The organism is Thermodesulfobacteriota bacterium (assembly GCA_034189135.1).
Taxonomy (GTDB): domain Bacteria; phylum Desulfobacterota; class Desulfobacteria; order Desulfobacterales; family JAUWMJ01; genus JAUWMJ01.
In genome coordinates this window covers 1-19,205 of record JAXHVO010000090.1, presented here as the reverse complement: position 1 = coordinate 19,205, position 19,205 = coordinate 1, and the positions used below count along the sequence as shown (strand labels likewise).

The following is a 19,205-nucleotide window of genomic DNA, read 5'->3' as shown; positions in this document are numbered from 1 at the left end:
AGCTTAGGGGGACCTATGAAAAAGCTTAATTTATACTTTTCCGCCATCTTTATTTTCAGTATCATTTCTATATGTTTTTCCCAAATTGCCGTTGCCTACGAAACTGAACGTATAATAAATTTCACCAGTCATATTCAACTCAGCTTGGACGGCAGTATGACCGTCACTGAAAACATTACGGTTTATGCTTCCGGAAATAGCATCAAACGGGGAATATATCGAGATTTTCCCACACGTTATAAAGACAGGAGGGGGAATACCATCCGTGTCGGATTCAACGTATTGCAAGTGCTTCGTGACGGTCAATCGGAAGGCTATCATCTCAAGACCATATCTAACGGCATCCGGGTGTATATCGGCCGAAAAAACCGGATGCTTCAACCGGGCAAATATACCTATACTCTCACCTATTCTACCAACCGGCAGCTTGGTTTTTTTAAAGAGTTTGATGAACTTTATTGGAATGTCACCGGCAATGGATGGTCGTTTCCCATTGAAAGGGCTGAGGCGGTGGTTGAATTGCCATTTGATGCCGAAGTGATGGATTACGCAGGTTATACCGGCCCCCAGGGAGCGCGTGGCCGCAACTTTATTGCGGACAAGGACGAATCGGGAAATATTCGTTTTGTCACCGACCGATTGCTCAGACCAAGGGAAGGATTGACCATCGCTGTATCCTGGCCCAAAGGGTACATAGCTGAACCGACCTTATCTGATGAGATGGGGTATGTGTTGAGTGATCATCCCGGTTCAAAGGCCGCTTTGATTGGGGTGACTGCACTACTTATCTATTTTTTAATTGCATGGATTAGGGTAGGGCGCGATCCTGCATCAGGAGCAATCATACCCCGGTTTGGCCCTCCAAAAGGTTTCACCCCTGCTGCGGTTCGATTTGTCAGCCGGATGAATTTCGACCATAAAGCCTTTGCGGCCGCCATTGTCAACATGGCGGTGAAAGGTTACCTGACCATAGACGAGGATGAGGGCGATTACAGCCTTTCCCGAACGGATTTAGCTGGAAGCGTTCTTTCGGCAGGTGAAAAGCGACTTGCCAAAAAATTGTTCAAGGGCTCTAATTCTATTGCCCTGGATAAAAGCAATCACAGCAAAATAAAACAGGCCATTGTTGCTATCAAAAACAGTCTAAAACTCGACTTTGAAAAAATTCATTTCCAGCGCAATTCCAAATGGCTTATTCCAGGAGCTGTTATCTCCCTGTTGACACTGGTGGCTATGGTGTTTACCGCTGGCGAAATAAGCGGTGCAGTTTTTATGCTGATCTGGCTGAGCATATGGACTGCCGCATGCTTCGCCCTGGTAGTGGCTGCAATCAAAGCATGGCAAAGGGCTCTTACATCCGGCAGTTCGACAGGTATCTTTAAAAAGTCTGGGGCCATCGGTATCAGCCTATTTGCACTTCCCTTTCTGGGGGCCGAATGTTTTGGTATGTGGGCTTTTTCCACCATGACCTCACCATTTGCCGTTATGGCATTGCTGGTAGTCATCTTTTTTAATTTTATTTTTTACCATTTGATCAAAGCCCCCACGCTTTATGGGCGAAAAATCATGGATCAGATTGAAGGGTTTAAACTGTACCTGTCGGTTGCGGAGAAAGAAAGTCTTAATATGCGAAATCCACCGGAAAAAACTCCTGAGCTGTTTGAAAAATTTCTTCCCTTTGCGTTGGCCCTTGATGTGGAAAACGCCTGGAGTGAACAATTTGCCGAGGTACTGGTCCAGGCGCAAACTGAGCGTGGATACTCACCGGCATGGTATTCCGGCAGACCATGGCACACCCACGGTGCTACCGGGCTCGCCTCAAGCCTCGGATCAGCATTTTCCTCTACCATCTCTTCTTCCTCTTCACCTCCCGGATCAAGCTCAGGAAGCGGTGGCGGTGGTTCATCCGGCGGCGGCGGTGGCGGAGGTGGTGGTGGGGGATGGTAATCTGCACCCCAAAAAATAATATTTTGAGGAAAAAAATAAAAGGGAAGTAGTAGGGGAAATATTTATTTTAAGTCATTAAAAAAAGGGCTTACAATTTCTTGTAAACCCTAGTGTTATGATACGCCTGAATGAGTTACCACCAGTGGTCTTCAGTTCCGGCCGGGAAACCCATATCCTGAGATATAGTCTATTTGCAAATGAACGAACCCAAAGCGCTATAGGTCTGTTGGTGTTCTATTACAGTTTTTTTATCAGGGTCAATTTGTCCCTTGTACCGTTTTGGTTAAATGCAAGATCGAATGAAGAGCCGTTATCCGCCCAAACCTTCATCAGCGTCCATTTTTCCATCTGGCCATTATCCGTTTTTACATCAAGAGAAATTAAATCATTCTGAACGCTTTTAACCGTCGCTTCAACCTTTTTGTCCCCTATTTTCAAGAAATTTTGCTCACCGGCAAGATTGATTTCTATCATAGTGCCATCATTTCCGCCTTTCCAGATGCCCGATAGGGCAGTGAGTTTATTTCCGCTGGCTCCGCTACATCCAACAAAAGCCATACATAAAGCAAACGCCAACACTAAACAACAGTAACGCAAATTTTTGTATTTCATATCTAAAATCTCCTTTCATTTAAAAATTAAGCTTAAAAAAATAATGGTTATCCTTGCTCCGTGAAACGGTGCTGGATATTTAAGCCGCTTTTGCCAGGGATATCTTCTTGATATCTACATTGAAGAAAATAAGAAATGGAAACAAACCTAATAAATGAACCAAATTCAATATCTGTGTAAAATACAATAATTATAATGTCAACAAAAAAATGTATTTTCTTTAATATAAGAAATTGAAATAAAAAAAGGGTTAGCCAAATTAGACTAACCCTTGGTATTTTATTTGGTACGCCCGGCTGGATTTGAACCAGCGGCTTTCAGCTCCGGAGGCTGACGCTCTATCCCCTGAGCTACGGGCGCACAATGGGAAATGTGAAAGTAAAAATAGAAGATTCACACCAAGAAGTCAAGGGTGAATGTGATATTGGACTGTTAATCATAGAATGCATGGGTGATTCAGTTGCCAAAGAACCCAATGACTATCAGTATGCAATTTTTTCCAGCGCCTCTTTGGCTTCACCGACCACATAAAGTGATCCTGCAATACAGACCGCATCACCCGGCTGGGAATTTTTAATGGCATACTTCACTGCTTTACCCACATCGGGAATAATCGTTATGTGGGAAATAAATCGTTTTGCAACTGCCGAAAGCGTTTCCGGTGCCAGAGCCCGATTGATTTTAGGAGATGTGATGATGGCGCTTTTACAAACCGGCAGAAGGGATTTAAGCATCGCCTGATAGGGCTTGTCGTCCAGTATGCCGACCACAAGGGTGATGGGACGATTTGAAAGATTGTTGGACAGGTAGCGTGCCAGATTTCGCGCAGCAATTAAATTATGAGCGCCGTCAAGAAGGATAAAGGGATCTTGGCAAACCACCTCAAGTCTTCCGGGCCAGTGGTTTTTGGTCAGACCTTGTCTGATACTTTCAATAGAGATATTGGCTTTTTTCCGGTTTAACACTTCACATGCAGCCACAGCAAGTGCGGCGTTATCCACCTGGTAATTTCCCAGCAGCCCGGTTTGCAGATTTCGCCAGGTACGGTCCATGCCGAAATAGGTAAAGGTTCCGGATTTGCTCCTCTTTACTCTAAAATGATCACCCAGAAGAAAAAAATCAGCCTGTTTTTCCCGGGCAATTTTCTTAACTACGGAAACAGCACTTTTTTGCTTAATACCGGTAACCACAGGGATACGACTTTTAATAATACCTCCCTTTTCTGATGCAATCTCGGCAATGGTATTTCCCAGATACTCCCGATGTTCAACAGATATATTGGTGATGATGGAAAGAGCCGGATTTATAATGTTGGTGGCATCCAGCCTGCCTCCCATGCCGGTTTCGATTACCGCCCAGTTCACTTTTTGCCGACTGAATTCATAAAAAGCCATGGCGGTGGTAAGTTCGAAAAAGGTGGGTTCACGATTTCCATGATGTACCTGTTTGACCGCTTGGTACGATTCAACCACCCTGTCATCCGTGATAGGACGGCGATCAACTGTAATCCTTTCGTTAAAGCGCACCAGGTGAGGGGAGGTATACAGGCCGGTTTTATATCCGGAGGCATTCAGGATTGAGGCAAGGGAAGAAGCCACCGATCCCTTTCCGTTGGTTCCTGCAAGGTGAATGCAGGAAAAATTGTGTTGCGGATTTCCCAGGCTGGTAAGAATTTTTCTGATGGTGGAAAGACCCAGCTTGATGCCGAATCTTCGCAGGCTGTACATGGATTTTAAGGTTGAATGGTATAAATCAATTTGGGTCATAATGGAGTCATAGCCATAAAAAACCCGGCAAGAAGTTATCCCTGCCGGGCATAAAAGAAATGAAAGCGTTTCGCTTATCTTCGGTATTTATTCCTTGAAGCTGCAATTCGTTCCCGTCTTAAGGCTTCACGTTGCTTCCGACGTTTAAATTCACTCGGTTTTTCATAACCTTTTTTTAGTTTCAGACGTTTGAAAAGGCCGTCATTTTGAATTTTTTTCTTTAAAATCCGCATTGCCTTTTCAATGTCATTGTCAAAAACCTTAACTTGAATTTCCTTCAAACACCTCGCCCCCTTCTTTCCATCGAGATTATTCCCATGGTTATTAAAAAAGTATGATAATAAACAAAAATTTATAACTAAAGAAAAATAAATTGGCAAGAAAAAAATAGAAAAAATAGTATAAATATAAGTGTGCCCGGGACTAGTCGCAACCGCCAGGCACATTTTGACATATTTTTCTACTTTAAATCAAATTTTTTGCCGGATATGAGAAAAGCAAAGCTTAAAGCTTGGAAATAAGCTCGGCAGTCACCTCTTTGACACTCGGCTTTCCATCTAAAGTGATATACTTAATAGCGCCCGTCTTTTCGGCGATTTCCTTGAAATAATAGGCGGATGCCAGTGTTCCGGTATCGCTGTCATAGTATATAGAATGGCGCTTGTTAATCGCCTCCTCGTCTTGGTCGTCCGCTCTGGTCTTTAGTTCACCCCCGCATACCCGGCACTTGTCACCGTCCGGTTTGATGACGTCAATGAATATATTATTGGGATGATTGTTGTCGTTTACGCAGAGCCGTCGCCCCATAATCCTGTTTTTGGCGATTTCACGGTCAAGCAATATTTCGACCACAATATCAAGGGACATTTGAGCCTCTTTAAGGGCTTCATCCAGTTTGATGGCCTGGTTCTTGTTTCTGGGAAAGCCGTCAAGCAGCCAGCCGTTTTTACAGTCGTCGCGTTTAAGGCGGTCGAGTATCATGGGTATGGTAATTTCGTCAGGTACCAGATCGCCTTTATCAATATACTCCTTGGCTTTAGAACCAAGTTCGGTACCATTGGAAATGTTTTCACGGAAAATAGCGCCTGATTCAATATGAGGCGTGTTGTATTTATCCTTTAAAATAGCACCCTGGGTTCCCTTGCCGCTGCCGTTAGGCCCGAAAAATAAAATGTTCATTCGATTCTCCTTTCAAACCCCGTTGTTAAAATCTTACCCTTTAATGTTCAGTACCGCTTTACAGAAATGTTTGGCAACTTTACTATAAAAATTAAGCGACATTGTCAAGAAACGCTTTTTTGTCCGACACTCAGGCTTTTATTGTAACATTAAGTGCGCCTGACGGATTTATACTGCTAAAAATTTCTTAACAAACTGCATGGCTTCATCTTTAGTGCAAATTTTTTTCGTTATCCTGGCTTCTTCCACCCGACGCAAAATGGTCTTAAATAAAGGTGACGGTGTCAGAGCCAAATCATGAATCAGATCGTTACCGGTGAGTAACGGCGCTTTTGACTTTTCCGGCTGAAAATAGGAAAAGTAGTAGGTTAACATTTCCCTGGCAAAGTTAATAAACGCTTGGTTTCTTTCATCGTTTTGGTTTCCTTTGCCTTTAATATCCGCCATGGTATGAATCAGCAGATCCGGGGCATTTTTTCCGCATGTTAAAAAAAAGCGTGCAATTCCTTTTTGAGTGACGGTTTTGTTGGTGTAAGCGGTAAACAGAAACAGAGGCCTGATGTGGTGGCGAATAATAAAATCGATATACGAGGTTTCATGATTGGAAAACTTAAGTCTGCGGGCGATATGCATGGCCAGGTCCGCACTTTTTTTGCCATGACCATAAAAATGGATGTGGCCGTTATTGTCTATGGTTCGGGCTGAAGGTTTTCCGATATCATGCAGAAGAATGGCACATTTTAACAGCGCTCCTTTAAGGATATCCTTACAAGGTTCGAATTGTCCGTATGCTTCCGGCAAAAAACGATGGCAATCGTTGAGTATGATTTCAAGGTGAGAATACGCTTTCATGGTGTGTGTAAAGACATCAAAATGGTGATATCTGTTTTGAAAACAATTTTGCAACCCGGCGAGTTCCGGGAAAATGGTAAACAAAACCCCCGTGGTTGCCATTTCTGAGAAATAAAAACAGGAATTTGATGTGGCCAAAATTTTAAATAATTCCGCTCTAATCCTCTCACCGGCGGAAGTTTGTAAAAGTGCTGCGTTATCCTTTATCTTCGCAGATGTTTGCGGTTCTACATTAAAATCAAAGGCAGCTGCCATTCTATAAGCCCTTATCAGACGAATAGGGTCTTGTTGAAACACCGCTGGGGAAACCAGGCGAATTTTTCTGTCAGCCAAATCCTGCAACCCGTTCATACAGTCGATCATTTTTCCCGAACCTAAATCTACCGCCAGGGCATTGATGGTAAAATCTCTAGCCCAAAGATCATCCTCAATCACCGAACCGTTTACGGATGATATATCAAAAATATAATTTTTGGTAATCACGCGAAATATCATTTGTCCGGGTTTTCCCAGCCGAACCAGGCGACCGGATGTTTTTTGGGTCATTTTTTCAGCATACTGTTGGGGATTTTGCAAAACGGCAATATCAAAATCAGCAGGTGATTTGCCCAGGAGAATGTCCCTGACAGAACCACCTACCAAATAAGCGTTTTTGGAATAAGGGGTAATGCCTGATATGATATCGGGTATAACCGTCGAATCGAATGGAATCATTCAATGACTATAGCACAATTTATCATAAATTGTGTAAAAAATAGATGAAAGCGCTTGACAGGTAAACAATCATCATATATTATTGCTTCATTAAAAGTTTTTGTTACAGGCATGAAGCCTGCCTGTTGGAGAGGATGTCAAAAAAAATTCTTCTAAAGTAAATCACAAAACACTCATATTCCTCCGCAATCACCGATTTGGATCCAGTCTATGAATTACCTTTATAGGGGCACTATAAAATAAAAAAAAAGTGATGAGTATCAAATTCGACTTTACAGGTCTGGAGTCGAACTCAATGTTGAGATGGTGGCCGGCTTGTGCTTTGGTAATGATAGGCTTTTGTATCCTTTTGGCTGGTGGAAAGATATAAGAATCTGGTAGTCTTATAAAAAGAAGAAAAATAGCCTTTTTATGAGCTGTTTGGCATTGATGCTTTCGTAAAAAGTCGCTTTATGACCACTGATTTCACCTAGAATACAGAAACTAGCTTATTTTATTTATTTTTCTTTGTGATATCTACGGCCTATGTGGTTAATTTGACTTTTTACCCGACCAGCAAAATTTAAAAATCAAAAAGGAAAAGGGGTAAATGTTTAATGAACATAGTTGAACTCAAAGAAAAAACAATTAAAGAACTGAACGAGATGGCCAAAAAGTACAGTATTGAAGGGGCCGCCGGAATGAGGAAGCAGGAGCTTATGTTTGCCTTACTTCAGAGGCAGATTGAAAAAAATGGCTTAATTTTCGGTGAAGGTACGATTGAGATTCTTCCTGACGGATTCGGATTTTTACGATCGCCTGATTCGAATTATCTGCCCGGGCCTGATGACATATATGTTTCCCCTTCGCAGATACGACGTTTTAATATGAGAACCGGTGATACCGTATCCGGCCAGATCAGACAGCCGAAAGAGTCTGAAAGATATTTTGCCCTCTTGAAAGTTGAGGCGGTTAACTTCGAAGACCCGGAAATTGCCAGGGACAAGATTCTTTTTGATAACCTGACTCCCCTTTATCCGGAAAGAAAAATGGAAATTGAAACCGATTCTGATAATTATTCCACTCGAATCATGGATCTGATGATTCCCATCGGTTTTGGTCAGAGGGGACTGATCGTTTCGCCGCCCCGGTCAGGAAAAACCATGCTGTTACAAAACATTGCCAACAGCATTATTGCCAGCCACAGCAATGTGGTTCCATTCGTGCTGCTGATTGATGAGCGGCCGGAAGAGGTCACCGATATGAGGAGATCGGTGAATGCCGAAGTAATCAGCTCTACATTCGACGAGCCGGCGGAGAGGCATGTTCAGGTTGCAGAAATGGTCATTGAGAAGGCGAAAAGACTGGTGGAGCATAAAAAAGACGTGGTTATTCTGTTAGACAGTATCACCCGGCTTGCCCGTGCCCATAATTCGGTAATGCCGCCGAGTGGAAAAATACTTTCAGGGGGAGTCGATTCCAATGCCCTTCAACGCCCAAAACGTTTTTTTGGTGCAGCAAGAAATATTGAGGAAGGGGGAAGCCTTACGATTATAGCCACGGCACTTGTTGATACGGGAAGCCGTATGGACGAAGTTATTTTTGAAGAATTCAAGGGAACAGGAAACATGGAGATACAGTTGGATAGAAGGCTTGCGGATAAACGTGTCTTCCCTGCCATTGATATTAAAAAATCGGGAACCAGGAAAGAAGAGCTTCTATTGAGCGAGGAAACATTAAATCGAGTCTGGATTTTAAGAAAGCTTCTTTCTTCTTTAAATCCTGTGGACAGCCTGGAATTTTTGCTTGAAAAAATGAGCGGAACCAAAGATAATCAAAGCTTTTTAAATGGAATGAACGCATAGCTTTGATGTTTTGGTAACTGAGGCTTTGGCCGACGGCACGGTGATTATTTTACAAACGCATCAAACGTATGTATAAACATAAAAATTATTTATCCACACAAGAATATTTAATACAGGAGGTTAAAGTACAATGAAGAAGGATATTCATCCTGATTACGCTGAAACAACCATCACCTGCGCATGTGGCAATGTCGTAGAGGTTGGTTCAACCAAGTCGGATATTCGAGTTGAAATCTGTTCCAAGTGCCATCCGTTTTTTACCGGAAAACAAAAACTAGTTGATACCGCAGGGCGGATAGAACGTTTTCGCAGGAAATACGAAAAATTCCAAAAAAAAGAGGAAACAAGCAAATAAGTTGGGAAACCGGGATGTCTGGAGGATAGGAAGCTGTCTCATCGCTTCCCGATCTGCCGACATCCTGTTTTTTATGGGAATTTAGTTATTCATGTTTGAGAAGTTAAAAGGGGTCGAGAAACGCTTTTCAGAGATCGAAACATTATTAAGTGATCCTGATATTATTAAGGATCGACCGGTATACCAGAAGTACGTTCGTGAGCATGCAGAGCTCGGCAAGGTGGTGTCTGTTTTCCGGACATACAATCAGGTTCTGCAGGACCTGGATGAAAGTGCGGAACTGCTGGCGGATGGAGATTCTGACATAAAAGATCTTGCCAAAGAAGAAATTGCTTCGCTTAATCAAAAAAAAGAGCGTCTTGAAGAAGATTTAAAAAAGCTCCTGGTTCCCAAAGATCCAAATGATGAAAGAAACGTCATCATTGAAATCCGTGCCGGAACGGGTGGAGAAGAAGCCGCTTTATTTGGGGGTGATCTTTTCAGAATGTACAGCAAATATGCAGAAAACAGGAATTGGAAAGTTGAAGTGCTGTCTCATCATGAAACCGGTGTCGGCGGTTTTAAAGAGATTATTGCAATGGTACACGGCAAAGGGGCATACAGTGCCTTAAAGTTTGAAAGTGGTACACATCGTGTGCAGCGCGTGCCGACCACTGAGACACAGGGCAGGATACATACATCTGCGGTGACCGTTGCCGTTTTGCCTGAAGCCGAGGATGTTGAACTTCAGATTGATCCGAGTGAAATTAAAGTCGATGTATATCGGTCAACCGGCCCAGGCGGGCAGAGTGTAAATACAACGGATTCGGCCGTGCGCATCACCCATCTGCCCACAGGACTGGTGGTGACGTGTCAGGATGAAAAATCACAACTTAAAAACAAAAACAAGGCCATGAAGGTCTTGCGTGCCCGTCTCCTTGATGCCATGATTCAAAAACAAAATGAAGAAAGATCGCAGGAGAGGAAAAGCCAAGTCGGAAGCGGGGACAGGAGCGAAAGAATCAGAACCTACAACTTTCCCCAGGGAAGAGTCACTGACCATCGGGTTGGGCTGACTCTTTATAAACTTGAAGACATTCTGCAAGGCAACATCACTGAAATAATTGATGGACTTACAACGAATTACCAGGCCAAGGCCATGCAGAATGAATAACCAGCCTGATTCCAGCGGTGATGAATGGACCATACTTAAAACCTTAAAGTGGACCGCGTCTTATTTTGAATCCCGCAGTATAGAGAGCCCCAGACCCAGCGCTGAAATATTACTGGCCCATACCCTGAATATCAACCGAATCGATCTGTATCTGCGTTATGATCAGCCGCTTAACAGGAATGAACTGGAGAGTTTCAAAGCCCTGATTAAAAGAAGAACCGCACGAGAGCCCGTTGCTTATATTACAGGCGTGAAGGAGTTCTGGTCTTTAGAGCTTGTGGTGACAAACGATGTTTTGATACCTAGACCTGAAACCGAGTGTCTTGTTGAGGCGTCCCTATCGTTCTTATCTGCAGCTTCATTCGGAAATTTAAAATCTAGACCGATGCGTATACTCGATCTGGGTACAGGATCAGGAGCGATTGTGCTTGCTCTTGCCAAAGAGCAGCCCATGCATCATTATTTTGCTTCGGATTGCAGCTTACGCACAATTAAAGTGGCAAAAAAGAACGCAAAGAAGAACAATATCGATGCGAAAGTGTCATTTTTTGCCGGCGATTGGTTATCAAGCTTAAATAGGGAAAAGATTTCTTTTGATATGATTGTATCCAACCCGCCTTATATTCGGTCAGGAGATATCGCCGGGCTTGAGCCGGAAATTTACCGACACGAACCCCGTCTATCGATTGATGGAAAAGAGGATGGCTTGGGCAGCCTGAAACAAATTATCTGTTCGGCACATCTTTATTTAAAGCAATACGGAAGGTTATTTCTGGAGATAGGACATGATCAGAAAAACGATGTCAGCCGGATTGCGGAAAAATGTGGTAAATATGAAAATATCATTTTTTCAAAAGATTATAGTGGATATAACCGAGTGGCTCAGCTGAGCAAAAAGTAAATATTCGTGCGTATCAGGTTTTATTTGATAAAATAAATAAATGTTGCCAATTGGATTTTAGTTTGTTAAACACAAAAGATTTTTTTATAACTCACACGTCTTTGGACCTTGTTCCCGGTGCTTTGTGAGACCTTTGAAAAATGGTAATTTTTGTTCGAGTTCAAGGAAGGCGAAAATTTCAACCACAGGAATATATTGAATATTTCGAGGATTGAAATTTGAGCCTGACGCAGAAATCGGAAAAAAAGTGCCGTTTTGCAAAAGTCTCAAGATAAAGTCGGAATTTGGAAAGAAAAAGGCGGTGGAAAAACCATGAGAGGAGAGAGTAATGGCTTACGTAACAATGAAGGAACTCCTTGAAGCAGGGGTGCATTTCGGTCATCAGACCAAACGCTGGAACCCGAAGATGAAACCTTTTATCTTCGGGGCGAGAAACGGTATTTATATTATTGATCTGCAAAAAACCGTTCGAATGTTTAAGACTGTTTATGATTTTGTGGTCGATACGGTTGCCAGCGGCAAGCCGGTTCTTTTTGTCGGCACCAAGAAGCAGGCCCGGGAATCTATTTATGAAGAGGCCAACCGATGCGAAATGTTTTACGTGCATAACAGGTGGCTGGGAGGAATGCTGACCAATTTTCAGACCATTAAGCAGAGCATCGATCGTCTAAACTATCTTAACAATATTATGAATGACGGTTCAATTAATCTTTTCCCCAAGAAGGAGAGGCTGAAGCTGGAAAAGGAACGAGTGAAGCTTGACAACAACCTTGGTGGAATTAGAACCATGAACGGGCTTCCCGGAGCAATATTTGTGGTTGATCCCAGAAAAGAGGCAATTGCGGTCAGGGAAGGAAGGAGACTTAACATTCCCATTATTGCCATTGTGGATACAAATTGTGACCCTGATGAAATTGATTATATCATTCCGGGTAATGATGATGCCATAAGGGCCATCAGACTGATTTCATCTAGAATTTCTGATGCATGTATTGAAGGGAAAGAGCGGCTGGCCGAAAAACAACAGGCGGATGCTGATAAGGAAGTAGAAGGAAAAGCGGAGATTGCCAATGTTGGGGCAGAGCTGAAACCTGGTGAAAGAAAAGTGATTTCTGACGGCTCAGATGGGCCGGTGGTAGAGATCATAAAAAGAACCACAGCGGAACAGCCGCCGGAAGACCTGCAAGAAATCGAAAGCGAAAAAGATAAGGAAGATAGCCAAGAAGACACCACAGGAGAGTGAAGATGACAACGATTAGTGCGGAAATGGTAAAACAACTCCGGGAAAAGACCGGGGCAGGAATAATGGATTGCAAGCAAGCCCTTTCAGAATGTGACGTCGATGTAGATAAGGCCGTTGATTTTTTAAGAAAAAAAGGATTGGCAACCGCTGCAAAAAGAGCAGGCAGGGCAATGACGGAAGGTGTCATCCAGTCCTATATTCATATGGGTGGAAAATTAGGGGTGTTGGTGGAGATCGGTTGTGAAACGGATTTTGTCGCAAAAAATGAAGATTTTCAGGAATTTGCCAAAAATATTGCCATGCACATTGCCGCGGCAAACCCGCTGGGAATCAACACTGAAGATGTGCCCGAAGATGTAATCAACAAGGAAAGGGAGATTTATCGTGCCCAGGCGCTTGAAATGGGAAAACCGGAAAATATGATAGACAAGATAGCGGAAGGCAAACTGAATAAATTTATTAAGGAAAGCTGCCTGCTAAATCAGGCTTATGTGCGTGATCCCAAAATAACGATTGCAGACCTGCTAAACGAGCTAATAGCAAAAATCGGCGAGAATATTACCATTAAGCGTTTTGCCAGATTTCAAACCGGGGAGTCTTAATCATTGCCACTTTCTCGATATAACAAAGTACTGGTAAAGATAAGCGGTGAAGCACTGATGGGCGAACAAGACTATGGAATTAGCCCGGATATGCTAAAGTACGTGGCCAATGAGGTGCGTTCGGTATTTGATCTTGGAGTTCAGCTTGCCATCGTTGTCGGTGGGGGTAATATTTTCCGGGGCGTTGCCGCCAGTTCGTTTGGTATGGATAGGGCTTCCGCAGATCATATGGGAATGCTGGCTACAGTGATAAACAGCCTGGCATTGCAAAGCGCTCTGGAAAAAATGGGAATTCAAACACGTACACAGACTGCCATATCCATGCACGAAGTGGCTGAGCCCTATATTCGCCGCAGAGCTGTCCGACATCTTGAAAAGGGGCGGGTGGTTATTTTTGCGGCGGGCACAGGAAATCCCTATTTTACCACAGATACGGCGGCTGTTTTAAGGGCCCAGGAGATTCACGCAGAGCTGCTTTTAAAGGCCACCAAAGTGGATGGCCTTTATAATTTTGACCCCGCTCAAAACAGCGAGGCAAAGATGATAAAGAAAATTAGCTATATGGAAGTCCTGGAAAGGCAGCTTAAAGTAATGGATATGACCGCAATTTCCCTGGCAATGGATAATAATCTTCCTTTGTCTGTTTTTAATTTGAAACAAAAGGGAAGTTTGCGTAAAGTGATCTGCGGTGAAGAAGTAGGCACCATGATAAATAGTTAATTGAGGGGTCAGAGAGTTTTTCAATCTCTGCTCAGTTTGTCCGGAGAAGCGCCCATTTGTCCGTATCCGCCGTAACAATAATTTCGAGAAATCGGCGTACGGTCCGCCTGAGGCGGACTGAGATTCGATTTGAACCAGCCCCAAGAGACGGAAGCCCACGGCAGCGTTGGTCGTCTCTGCCTGTATGGATTTAACTGAGAAGATAGGGGGCGTGTACAGAGTGCCGGACTTACTTATTTGTTAAGGCTGATACGGGCAAATGGGCGCTTCTCCGGATAAACCACTAACAATCATTAAAGCTCAAACGGTTCACAAGAAAGACTGTTGATCAGAAACTCCCCGATCCCTCAGTTGAATACGAGTTACGTGTTGTGAGTTGCAGATACTATGCATCACGTATGCAAAACCACTTAACTACTTAAAAAGTTATGAGGTAAAAGCCATGATTGAATCGATATACCAGGAAACCAGGGAAAATATGGGAAAGTCGGTAAATGCGCTGAAAAATGAATTCAATAAAGTGAGGACCGGCAGGGCTTCTTTAACAATTTTAGACGGTATACGGGTGGATTATTATGGCACCTTGACTCCGTTAAACCAGATGGCCACTCTTTCTGTTCCCGAGAGCCGCTTGATTACGATTCAACCCTGGGATGCATCGGTGATAAAAGAAATTGAAAAGGCCATATTAAAATCGGATTTGGGCCTTACCCCATCGAATGATGGTAAGATTATCCGTATATCCATTCCTCCGCTTACGGAAGAAAGACGGAAAGAGCTGGTGAAAATCATTAATAAAATTAGCGAAGATCATAAAATTGCGGTGCGCAACATCAGGCGTGATTCAAACGAACTGTTAAAAGGCCTGAAAAAGGATGGTGATATTTCGGAAGACGATGCGTTCAAAGCCCAGGATCAGATCCAGAAAATTACAGACGAGCATATCCAGTTAATTGACGATGTAAATAAAGAAAAAGAGAAAGAGATCCTTGAATTCTAGCAAACCTTCCCTTATCCGTCTAGATCTCGATATGGCAAAGCTTCCCTCACATATTGCCATTATCATGGATGGAAACGGGCGATGGGCAAAAAAGCGTCTAATGAACCGGATTAATGGACACGAAAAAGGTGTGGAAACGGTTCGTACCATTGTTAGAGCTTCCAGAGAAATTGGAATACCCCATCTGACCCTGTATGCTTTTTCCACGGAAAACTGGCACAGACCAAAAAACGAGGTCGATGCCCTGATGGCCCTCCTATTAAAATTTCTTAAGTCAGAAAAGAAAGAGATGATAGATGAGAATATCCGGCTCAATGCGATCGGTCAGATAGAACGGCTGAATGAAGATGTTCGCAAGCAACTGGATAAAATCATGGCACTGACCAAAAAAAATAGCGGGATGCAGCTAAATCTTGCACTTAGCTATGGCGGACGCTGGGAAATTGTACAGATGGTTCGCCGAATTGCATTAAAAGTAAAACAGGGCCACATAGATACGGATTTGATCACACCCGAAACAATATCAAAACATCTTTGCACCGATTCGATTCCTGATCCGGATCTACTGATTCGTACAAGTGGTGAAATGCGTATCAGCAATTTTCTGCTGTGGCAAATTGCCTATACGGAAATTTATGTGACAGATACATTGTGGCCGGACTTTACCGAAGATGAATTTGTATCTATTATTAAGAATTACCAGAATCGCGAGCGTCGGTTCGGCGGGTTAGAGGCATGAATATTAAGACGCTTAGAAACATCATATTGACAGTTTGTTGTCGATTTCAGCCGGGATATTGTTTTTACGTTGCAAGATGATGTTACGAATTTCGTGTTGCGAATGGTGAAAATCGGAAATAATCCTTTTTTATAACCCGCAACTCGAAACTCGCAACCCGGAACTCGAAAGATTATGCACTTAAAACGCTGGATAACAGGAATCGTTGCACTTCCTTTTCTTATTTTATTAATTGTCAACGGAGGTGTTTATTTTGCTGTTTTGATCGGAGTCGTGTGCCTGCTGTCCATGTGGGAATATTTCCGTATTGTCTTAGATTCAAATGAAAAGATTGTTTCTGTGATGATGATTGTCGGCCTGTTGGTCGGCGCTATGATTGTCCTCGCTGCTTCAGGCAGAGCTTTTGATCTTATTTCAATAGTCATTGCGTTAAACATAACACTTTGTGGCCTAATATCTCTTCCGCAATACAAAACAAATCCAAACGTACTTGAAACAATTAAAAAGCAGGTTCAGGGGGTTATCTACATTCCTCTTTTGCTTTCTTTCCTGGTCCTGATACGAAATCAGGCAGACGGCATGATTTGGATATTTCTTATTTTGGCGGTGATATTTGCCGGAGACACAAGTGCATATTATTTTGGCTCTTACCTGGGCCGCCACAAATTATGCCCGGCGGTGAGTCCGGCAAAAACAGTAGAAGGATCTATCGGCGGGCTGGCAGCAAATCTGTTGGTGGGATCTTTGGTAAAGTATTTTTTTCTACCCACACTTCCATGGACGTCAAGTCTTTTGTTTTTTGTTGTTATCGGGATTGCAGGGCAGGTGGGAGATTTGTTTGAATCGATGCTTAAGAGGTCGTCTAAGGTCAAAGATTCAGGGGGCTTACTTCCAGGTCACGGTGGCTTTCTGGATCGTATTGATGCGCTCTTATTCGCAGCGCCGGTGGCCTATTTTTTTAAAAGTTACTTAATATAATTGATGATCGACCATCAACAACCATAAACCCAATGAAAAATCTTTCCATACTCGGCTCTACCGGTTCCATAGGCCGGAATGCGGTAAAGATCGTAGAACAATTTCCCAATCGGTTTAACATTAAAGCTTTGGCGGCAAAAAAAAACGTTGCCTTGCTTGCTCGCCAGATCGAGTCTTTGAAGCCTGAGCTTGCCGCAGTTTTTGATAAAAAGAATGCGGATGAGCTGAAAAAGCTCATGCCTAGCGCAAGAGGGGTTGAAATCATGCACGGTCTGGCAGGATACAAATCGGCTGCCACCCTGTCCGGGGTTGATATGGTGGTCACTGCCATGGTAGGTGCGGCTGGTTTGCTGCCGACACTGGCTGCCATAGATGCAGGAAAGGATATTGCCCTGGCAAATAAAGAAACACTTGTCATGGCAGGAGAAATTGTTGTAAAACAGGCAGCTGAAAAAGGAGTTAAAATACTTCCCATTGACAGCGAGCACAGCGCAATATTTCAGTGTATTGCCGGAAGCCGGATGGAAGATTTAGACCGGATATTTCTTACCGGTTCGGGAGGTCCTTTTTTGCAACGTCCGTTAGAGGAATTTGGCGAAATCAAACCGGAAGATGCGTTGAATCATCCCACCTGGCAGATGGGAAGAAAGATAAGTATCGATTCTGCCACCATGATGAACAAAGGGCTGGAGGTTCTGGAAGCCAAAGATCTTTTTGGGGTTTCACATGATAGAATCGAAGTTTTGATTCAACCCCAGAGCATGATTCATTCCATGGTTTCCTTTAAGGATGGATCCGTAATGGCCCAGATAGGAATTCCGGATATGAAAGGAGCGATTGCATATGCCTTGTCGTATCCTGAGCGGCTTCCCTTATGTCAGGAGTTGCCTGATTTTGCAGGTATCGGGGCCTTTACATTTCAACAGCCGGATTTTGAAAAGTTTCCCTGTCTTGCGCTGGCTTACGATACCTGTAAAGCAGGGGAGACTTTCCCTGCAGTATTAAATGCCGCCAATGAAGAAGCGGTCATTGCTTTTTTAAACCGGCGTATATCATTTACCGACATTCATCAAATAATAAATGATACCATGAATCGCCACACAGTGGTTAACCATCCAACTCTTTCGGATATTATGGAAGCGGATCAGTGGGCCAGGAAAATAGCGGGTGAGTTGATAACCTGCTCATAGCGCAAAGTCATTGGCTCACAGGGAAAATCGGGTTGCGAGTTTCAAGTTACGGGTTGCAAGTTGTGAAAATCGATAAAAATACTTTTTTTACCCGTAACCCGCAACCATGCTGTAATCACCAAAAAATAACTTTTAATAAAACGCATGGCGTGAAGCGCTAAACGTTGTGCCAGGATTTATCATGACCACAAATTTATTTGCCTTTATCATTGTGTTGGGCATTCTTATTTTTTTCCACGAATTGGGCCATTTCCTGGTGGCCCGGTTATTTGGTGTGGGCGTGGAAAAATTTTCATTGGGATTCGGGCCGAGAATTTTTGGAAAAAAGATCGGCATTACGGATTACCGGGTATCCGCCATTCCCCTTGGGGGATATGTCAAGATGGTGGGGGAAGAACCTGATGCCCAAATTGATCCCAAGGATATACCCATCTCTTTTACCCATAAGCATGTCTTTAAACGCATATTAATTGTTGCCGCCGGACCATTTTTTAATTTTCTTCTGGCAGCGATCATATTTTTTGTCATGTTTCAAATATACGGCCTTTTTGTATTAAGGCCCTCCATCGGTTCTGTTCTGGAGGGAAAACCCGCACAAAAAGCCGGGCTGATGAAAGGAGATAGGATTGTTGCCATTGATGGGGCCCGGGTGGAACAGTGGGAAGAGATGGCTCACCTGATTGCATTAAGCGATGGAAAAAAAATTACCGTGACCGTTCGCCGCGGCGAATCTGAGTTCAATGTACCGATTGTACCAGAACTTAAAATTGACACGATATTTGGCGCAGAGATAAAAAGCTATATTATCGGGATAGGAAGCGGAAGCGATGGATTTATAAAAAAGCTGAATCCTTTTCAGGCCTTTGTCGAGAGCTTAAGCGAAACATGGAAATGGACCAAAAGGACCGTCACCGGCATTGCCAGGTTGATCAAAGGCACAGAGTCTGTAAAAACCATAGGCGGTCCAATTCTGATTGCGCAAATGGCCGGTCATTATGCAAAAAAAGGGGTCGGCAGCTTATCGTTCTTTATTGCAATTATAAGCATCACCCTTGCTATAATCAATTTCATCCCCATACCTGTGCTGGACGGGGGACATTTACTTTTCTTCTTTTTGGAAGCGCTAATTGGGCGTCCTGTAGGGGTAAAGGTGCGTGAAGTGGCACAGCAGGCAGGAATGTTCATACTCATTATGCTGATGATATTTGTTTTTTATAACGATATCTCTCGTATATTTTTTAACTAAAAAAGGGAAGGGCAGGAGGCAAAAGAGAAAGGTAATGAAAAACAAATGAACATCGAACATCGTAGCGCCAGGCGAAGTCTGGAGCGTTGGAATAGGTGGCGAAAGAGCCACATTTGAAATTCGCTGAAGGAGTCTAATGGGTTCAAAACCCATCCGGTAAGGGC

Annotated in this window: 18 protein-coding genes and 1 tRNA gene; 13 read left to right on the top strand and 6 right to left on the bottom strand. The window is 43.3% G+C overall.

Annotated elements, in window-relative coordinates; genetic code table 11:
• Nucleotides 1-15 precede the first annotated feature (15 nt).
• Nucleotides 16-1,947, top strand: coding sequence for a DUF2207 domain-containing protein (locus SWH54_13805; protein ID MDY6792330.1), 1,932 nt, complete (start codon nucleotides 16-18; stop codon nucleotides 1,945-1,947).
• A gap of 237 nt (nucleotides 1,948-2,184) precedes the next feature.
• On the opposite strand, the gene SWH54_13800 is transcribed toward SWH54_13805, so the two are convergent.
• The 6 genes from SWH54_13800 to SWH54_13775 form a co-directional block, all read right to left on the bottom strand.
• Nucleotides 2,185-2,559, bottom strand: coding sequence for a hypothetical protein (locus SWH54_13800; protein MDY6792329.1), 375 nt, complete (start codon nucleotides 2,557-2,559; stop codon nucleotides 2,185-2,187).
• A gap of 284 nt (nucleotides 2,560-2,843) precedes the next feature.
• A tRNA-Arg gene (locus tag SWH54_13795) sits at nucleotides 2,844-2,919 on the bottom strand.
• 122 nt (nucleotides 2,920-3,041) lie between these two features.
• The gene (locus SWH54_13790; GenBank protein ID MDY6792328.1) at nucleotides 3,042-4,325 is read right to left on the bottom strand and encodes a folylpolyglutamate synthase/dihydrofolate synthase family protein; all 1,284 of its coding nucleotides are present in this window, start codon (nucleotides 4,323-4,325) and stop codon (nucleotides 3,042-3,044) included.
• Between the two features lie 74 nt (nucleotides 4,326-4,399).
• On the bottom strand, nucleotides 4,400-4,606 hold the full coding sequence (gene rpsU, locus SWH54_13785) for a 30S ribosomal protein S21 (GenBank protein ID MDY6792327.1): 207 nt from the start codon (nucleotides 4,604-4,606) through the stop codon (nucleotides 4,400-4,402).
• A gap of 223 nt (nucleotides 4,607-4,829) precedes the next feature.
• Nucleotides 4,830-5,504, bottom strand: a complete 675-nt coding sequence (locus SWH54_13780) for an adenylate kinase (GenBank protein ID MDY6792326.1) — start codon at nucleotides 5,502-5,504, stop codon at nucleotides 4,830-4,832.
• Nucleotides 5,505-5,672: 168 nt separating this feature from the next.
• A complete protein-coding gene (locus SWH54_13775; GenBank protein MDY6792325.1) occupies nucleotides 5,673-7,070 on the bottom strand; it encodes an HD domain-containing protein in 1,398 nt (465 codons plus the stop codon).
• 596 nt (nucleotides 7,071-7,666) lie between these two features.
• Between SWH54_13775 and rho the strand changes: the two genes are divergently transcribed.
• The 12 genes from rho to rseP all read left to right on the top strand — a co-directional run bounded on the left by rho (nucleotide 7,667) and on the right by rseP (nucleotide 19,041).
• Nucleotides 7,667-8,914: a transcription termination factor Rho gene (rho, locus tag SWH54_13770; GenBank protein ID MDY6792324.1), complete on the top strand. Its 1,248-nt coding sequence runs from the start codon at nucleotides 7,667-7,669 to the stop codon at nucleotides 8,912-8,914.
• A 130-nt stretch (nucleotides 8,915-9,044) separates the two neighbouring features.
• Complete coding sequence (rpmE, locus tag SWH54_13765; protein ID MDY6792323.1) at nucleotides 9,045-9,269, top strand: 50S ribosomal protein L31; 225 nt, start codon at nucleotides 9,045-9,047, stop codon at nucleotides 9,267-9,269.
• 91 nt (nucleotides 9,270-9,360) lie between these two features.
• Nucleotides 9,361-10,422 carry a peptide chain release factor 1 gene (prfA, locus tag SWH54_13760; GenBank protein ID MDY6792322.1) on the top strand — a complete coding sequence of 354 codons (1,062 nt, stop codon included), beginning with the start codon at nucleotides 9,361-9,363 and terminating at the stop codon, nucleotides 10,420-10,422.
• Nucleotides 10,415-11,323, top strand: coding sequence for a peptide chain release factor N(5)-glutamine methyltransferase (prmC, locus tag SWH54_13755; protein ID MDY6792321.1), 909 nt, complete (start codon nucleotides 10,415-10,417; stop codon nucleotides 11,321-11,323). Before prfA ends, prmC begins: the two co-directional genes overlap by 8 nt.
• Nucleotides 11,324-11,651: 328 nt before the next feature.
• Nucleotides 11,652-12,566 (top strand): 30S ribosomal protein S2, encoded by a 915-nt coding sequence (gene rpsB / locus SWH54_13750; protein MDY6792320.1) that lies wholly within the window; start codon nucleotides 11,652-11,654, stop codon nucleotides 12,564-12,566.
• A gap of 2 nt (nucleotides 12,567-12,568) precedes the next feature.
• Nucleotides 12,569-13,168, top strand: a complete 600-nt coding sequence (gene tsf / locus SWH54_13745) for a translation elongation factor Ts (protein ID MDY6792319.1) — start codon at nucleotides 12,569-12,571, stop codon at nucleotides 13,166-13,168.
• Between the two features lie 3 nt (nucleotides 13,169-13,171).
• On the top strand, nucleotides 13,172-13,888 hold the full coding sequence (gene pyrH / locus SWH54_13740; GenBank protein ID MDY6792318.1) for a UMP kinase: 717 nt from the start codon (nucleotides 13,172-13,174) through the stop codon (nucleotides 13,886-13,888).
• 442 nt (nucleotides 13,889-14,330) lie between these two features.
• Nucleotides 14,331-14,888 carry a ribosome recycling factor gene (gene frr / locus SWH54_13735; GenBank protein ID MDY6792317.1) on the top strand — a complete coding sequence of 186 codons (558 nt, stop codon included), beginning with the start codon at nucleotides 14,331-14,333 and terminating at the stop codon, nucleotides 14,886-14,888.
• A complete protein-coding gene (locus tag SWH54_13730) occupies nucleotides 14,878-15,627 on the top strand; it encodes an isoprenyl transferase (protein MDY6792316.1) in 750 nt (249 codons plus the stop codon). Before frr ends, SWH54_13730 begins: the two co-directional genes overlap by 11 nt.
• 174 nt (nucleotides 15,628-15,801) lie before the next feature.
• A complete protein-coding gene (locus SWH54_13725; protein ID MDY6792315.1) occupies nucleotides 15,802-16,605 on the top strand; it encodes a phosphatidate cytidylyltransferase in 804 nt (267 codons plus the stop codon).
• Between the two features lie 32 nt (nucleotides 16,606-16,637).
• On the top strand, nucleotides 16,638-17,795 hold the full coding sequence (locus SWH54_13720) for a 1-deoxy-D-xylulose-5-phosphate reductoisomerase (GenBank protein MDY6792314.1): 1,158 nt from the start codon (nucleotides 16,638-16,640) through the stop codon (nucleotides 17,793-17,795).
• A 181-nt stretch (nucleotides 17,796-17,976) separates the two neighbouring features.
• The gene (rseP, locus tag SWH54_13715) at nucleotides 17,977-19,041 is read left to right on the top strand and encodes an RIP metalloprotease RseP (GenBank protein MDY6792313.1); all 1,065 of its coding nucleotides are present in this window, start codon (nucleotides 17,977-17,979) and stop codon (nucleotides 19,039-19,041) included.
• The last annotated feature ends 164 nt before the right edge of the window (nucleotides 19,042-19,205 follow it).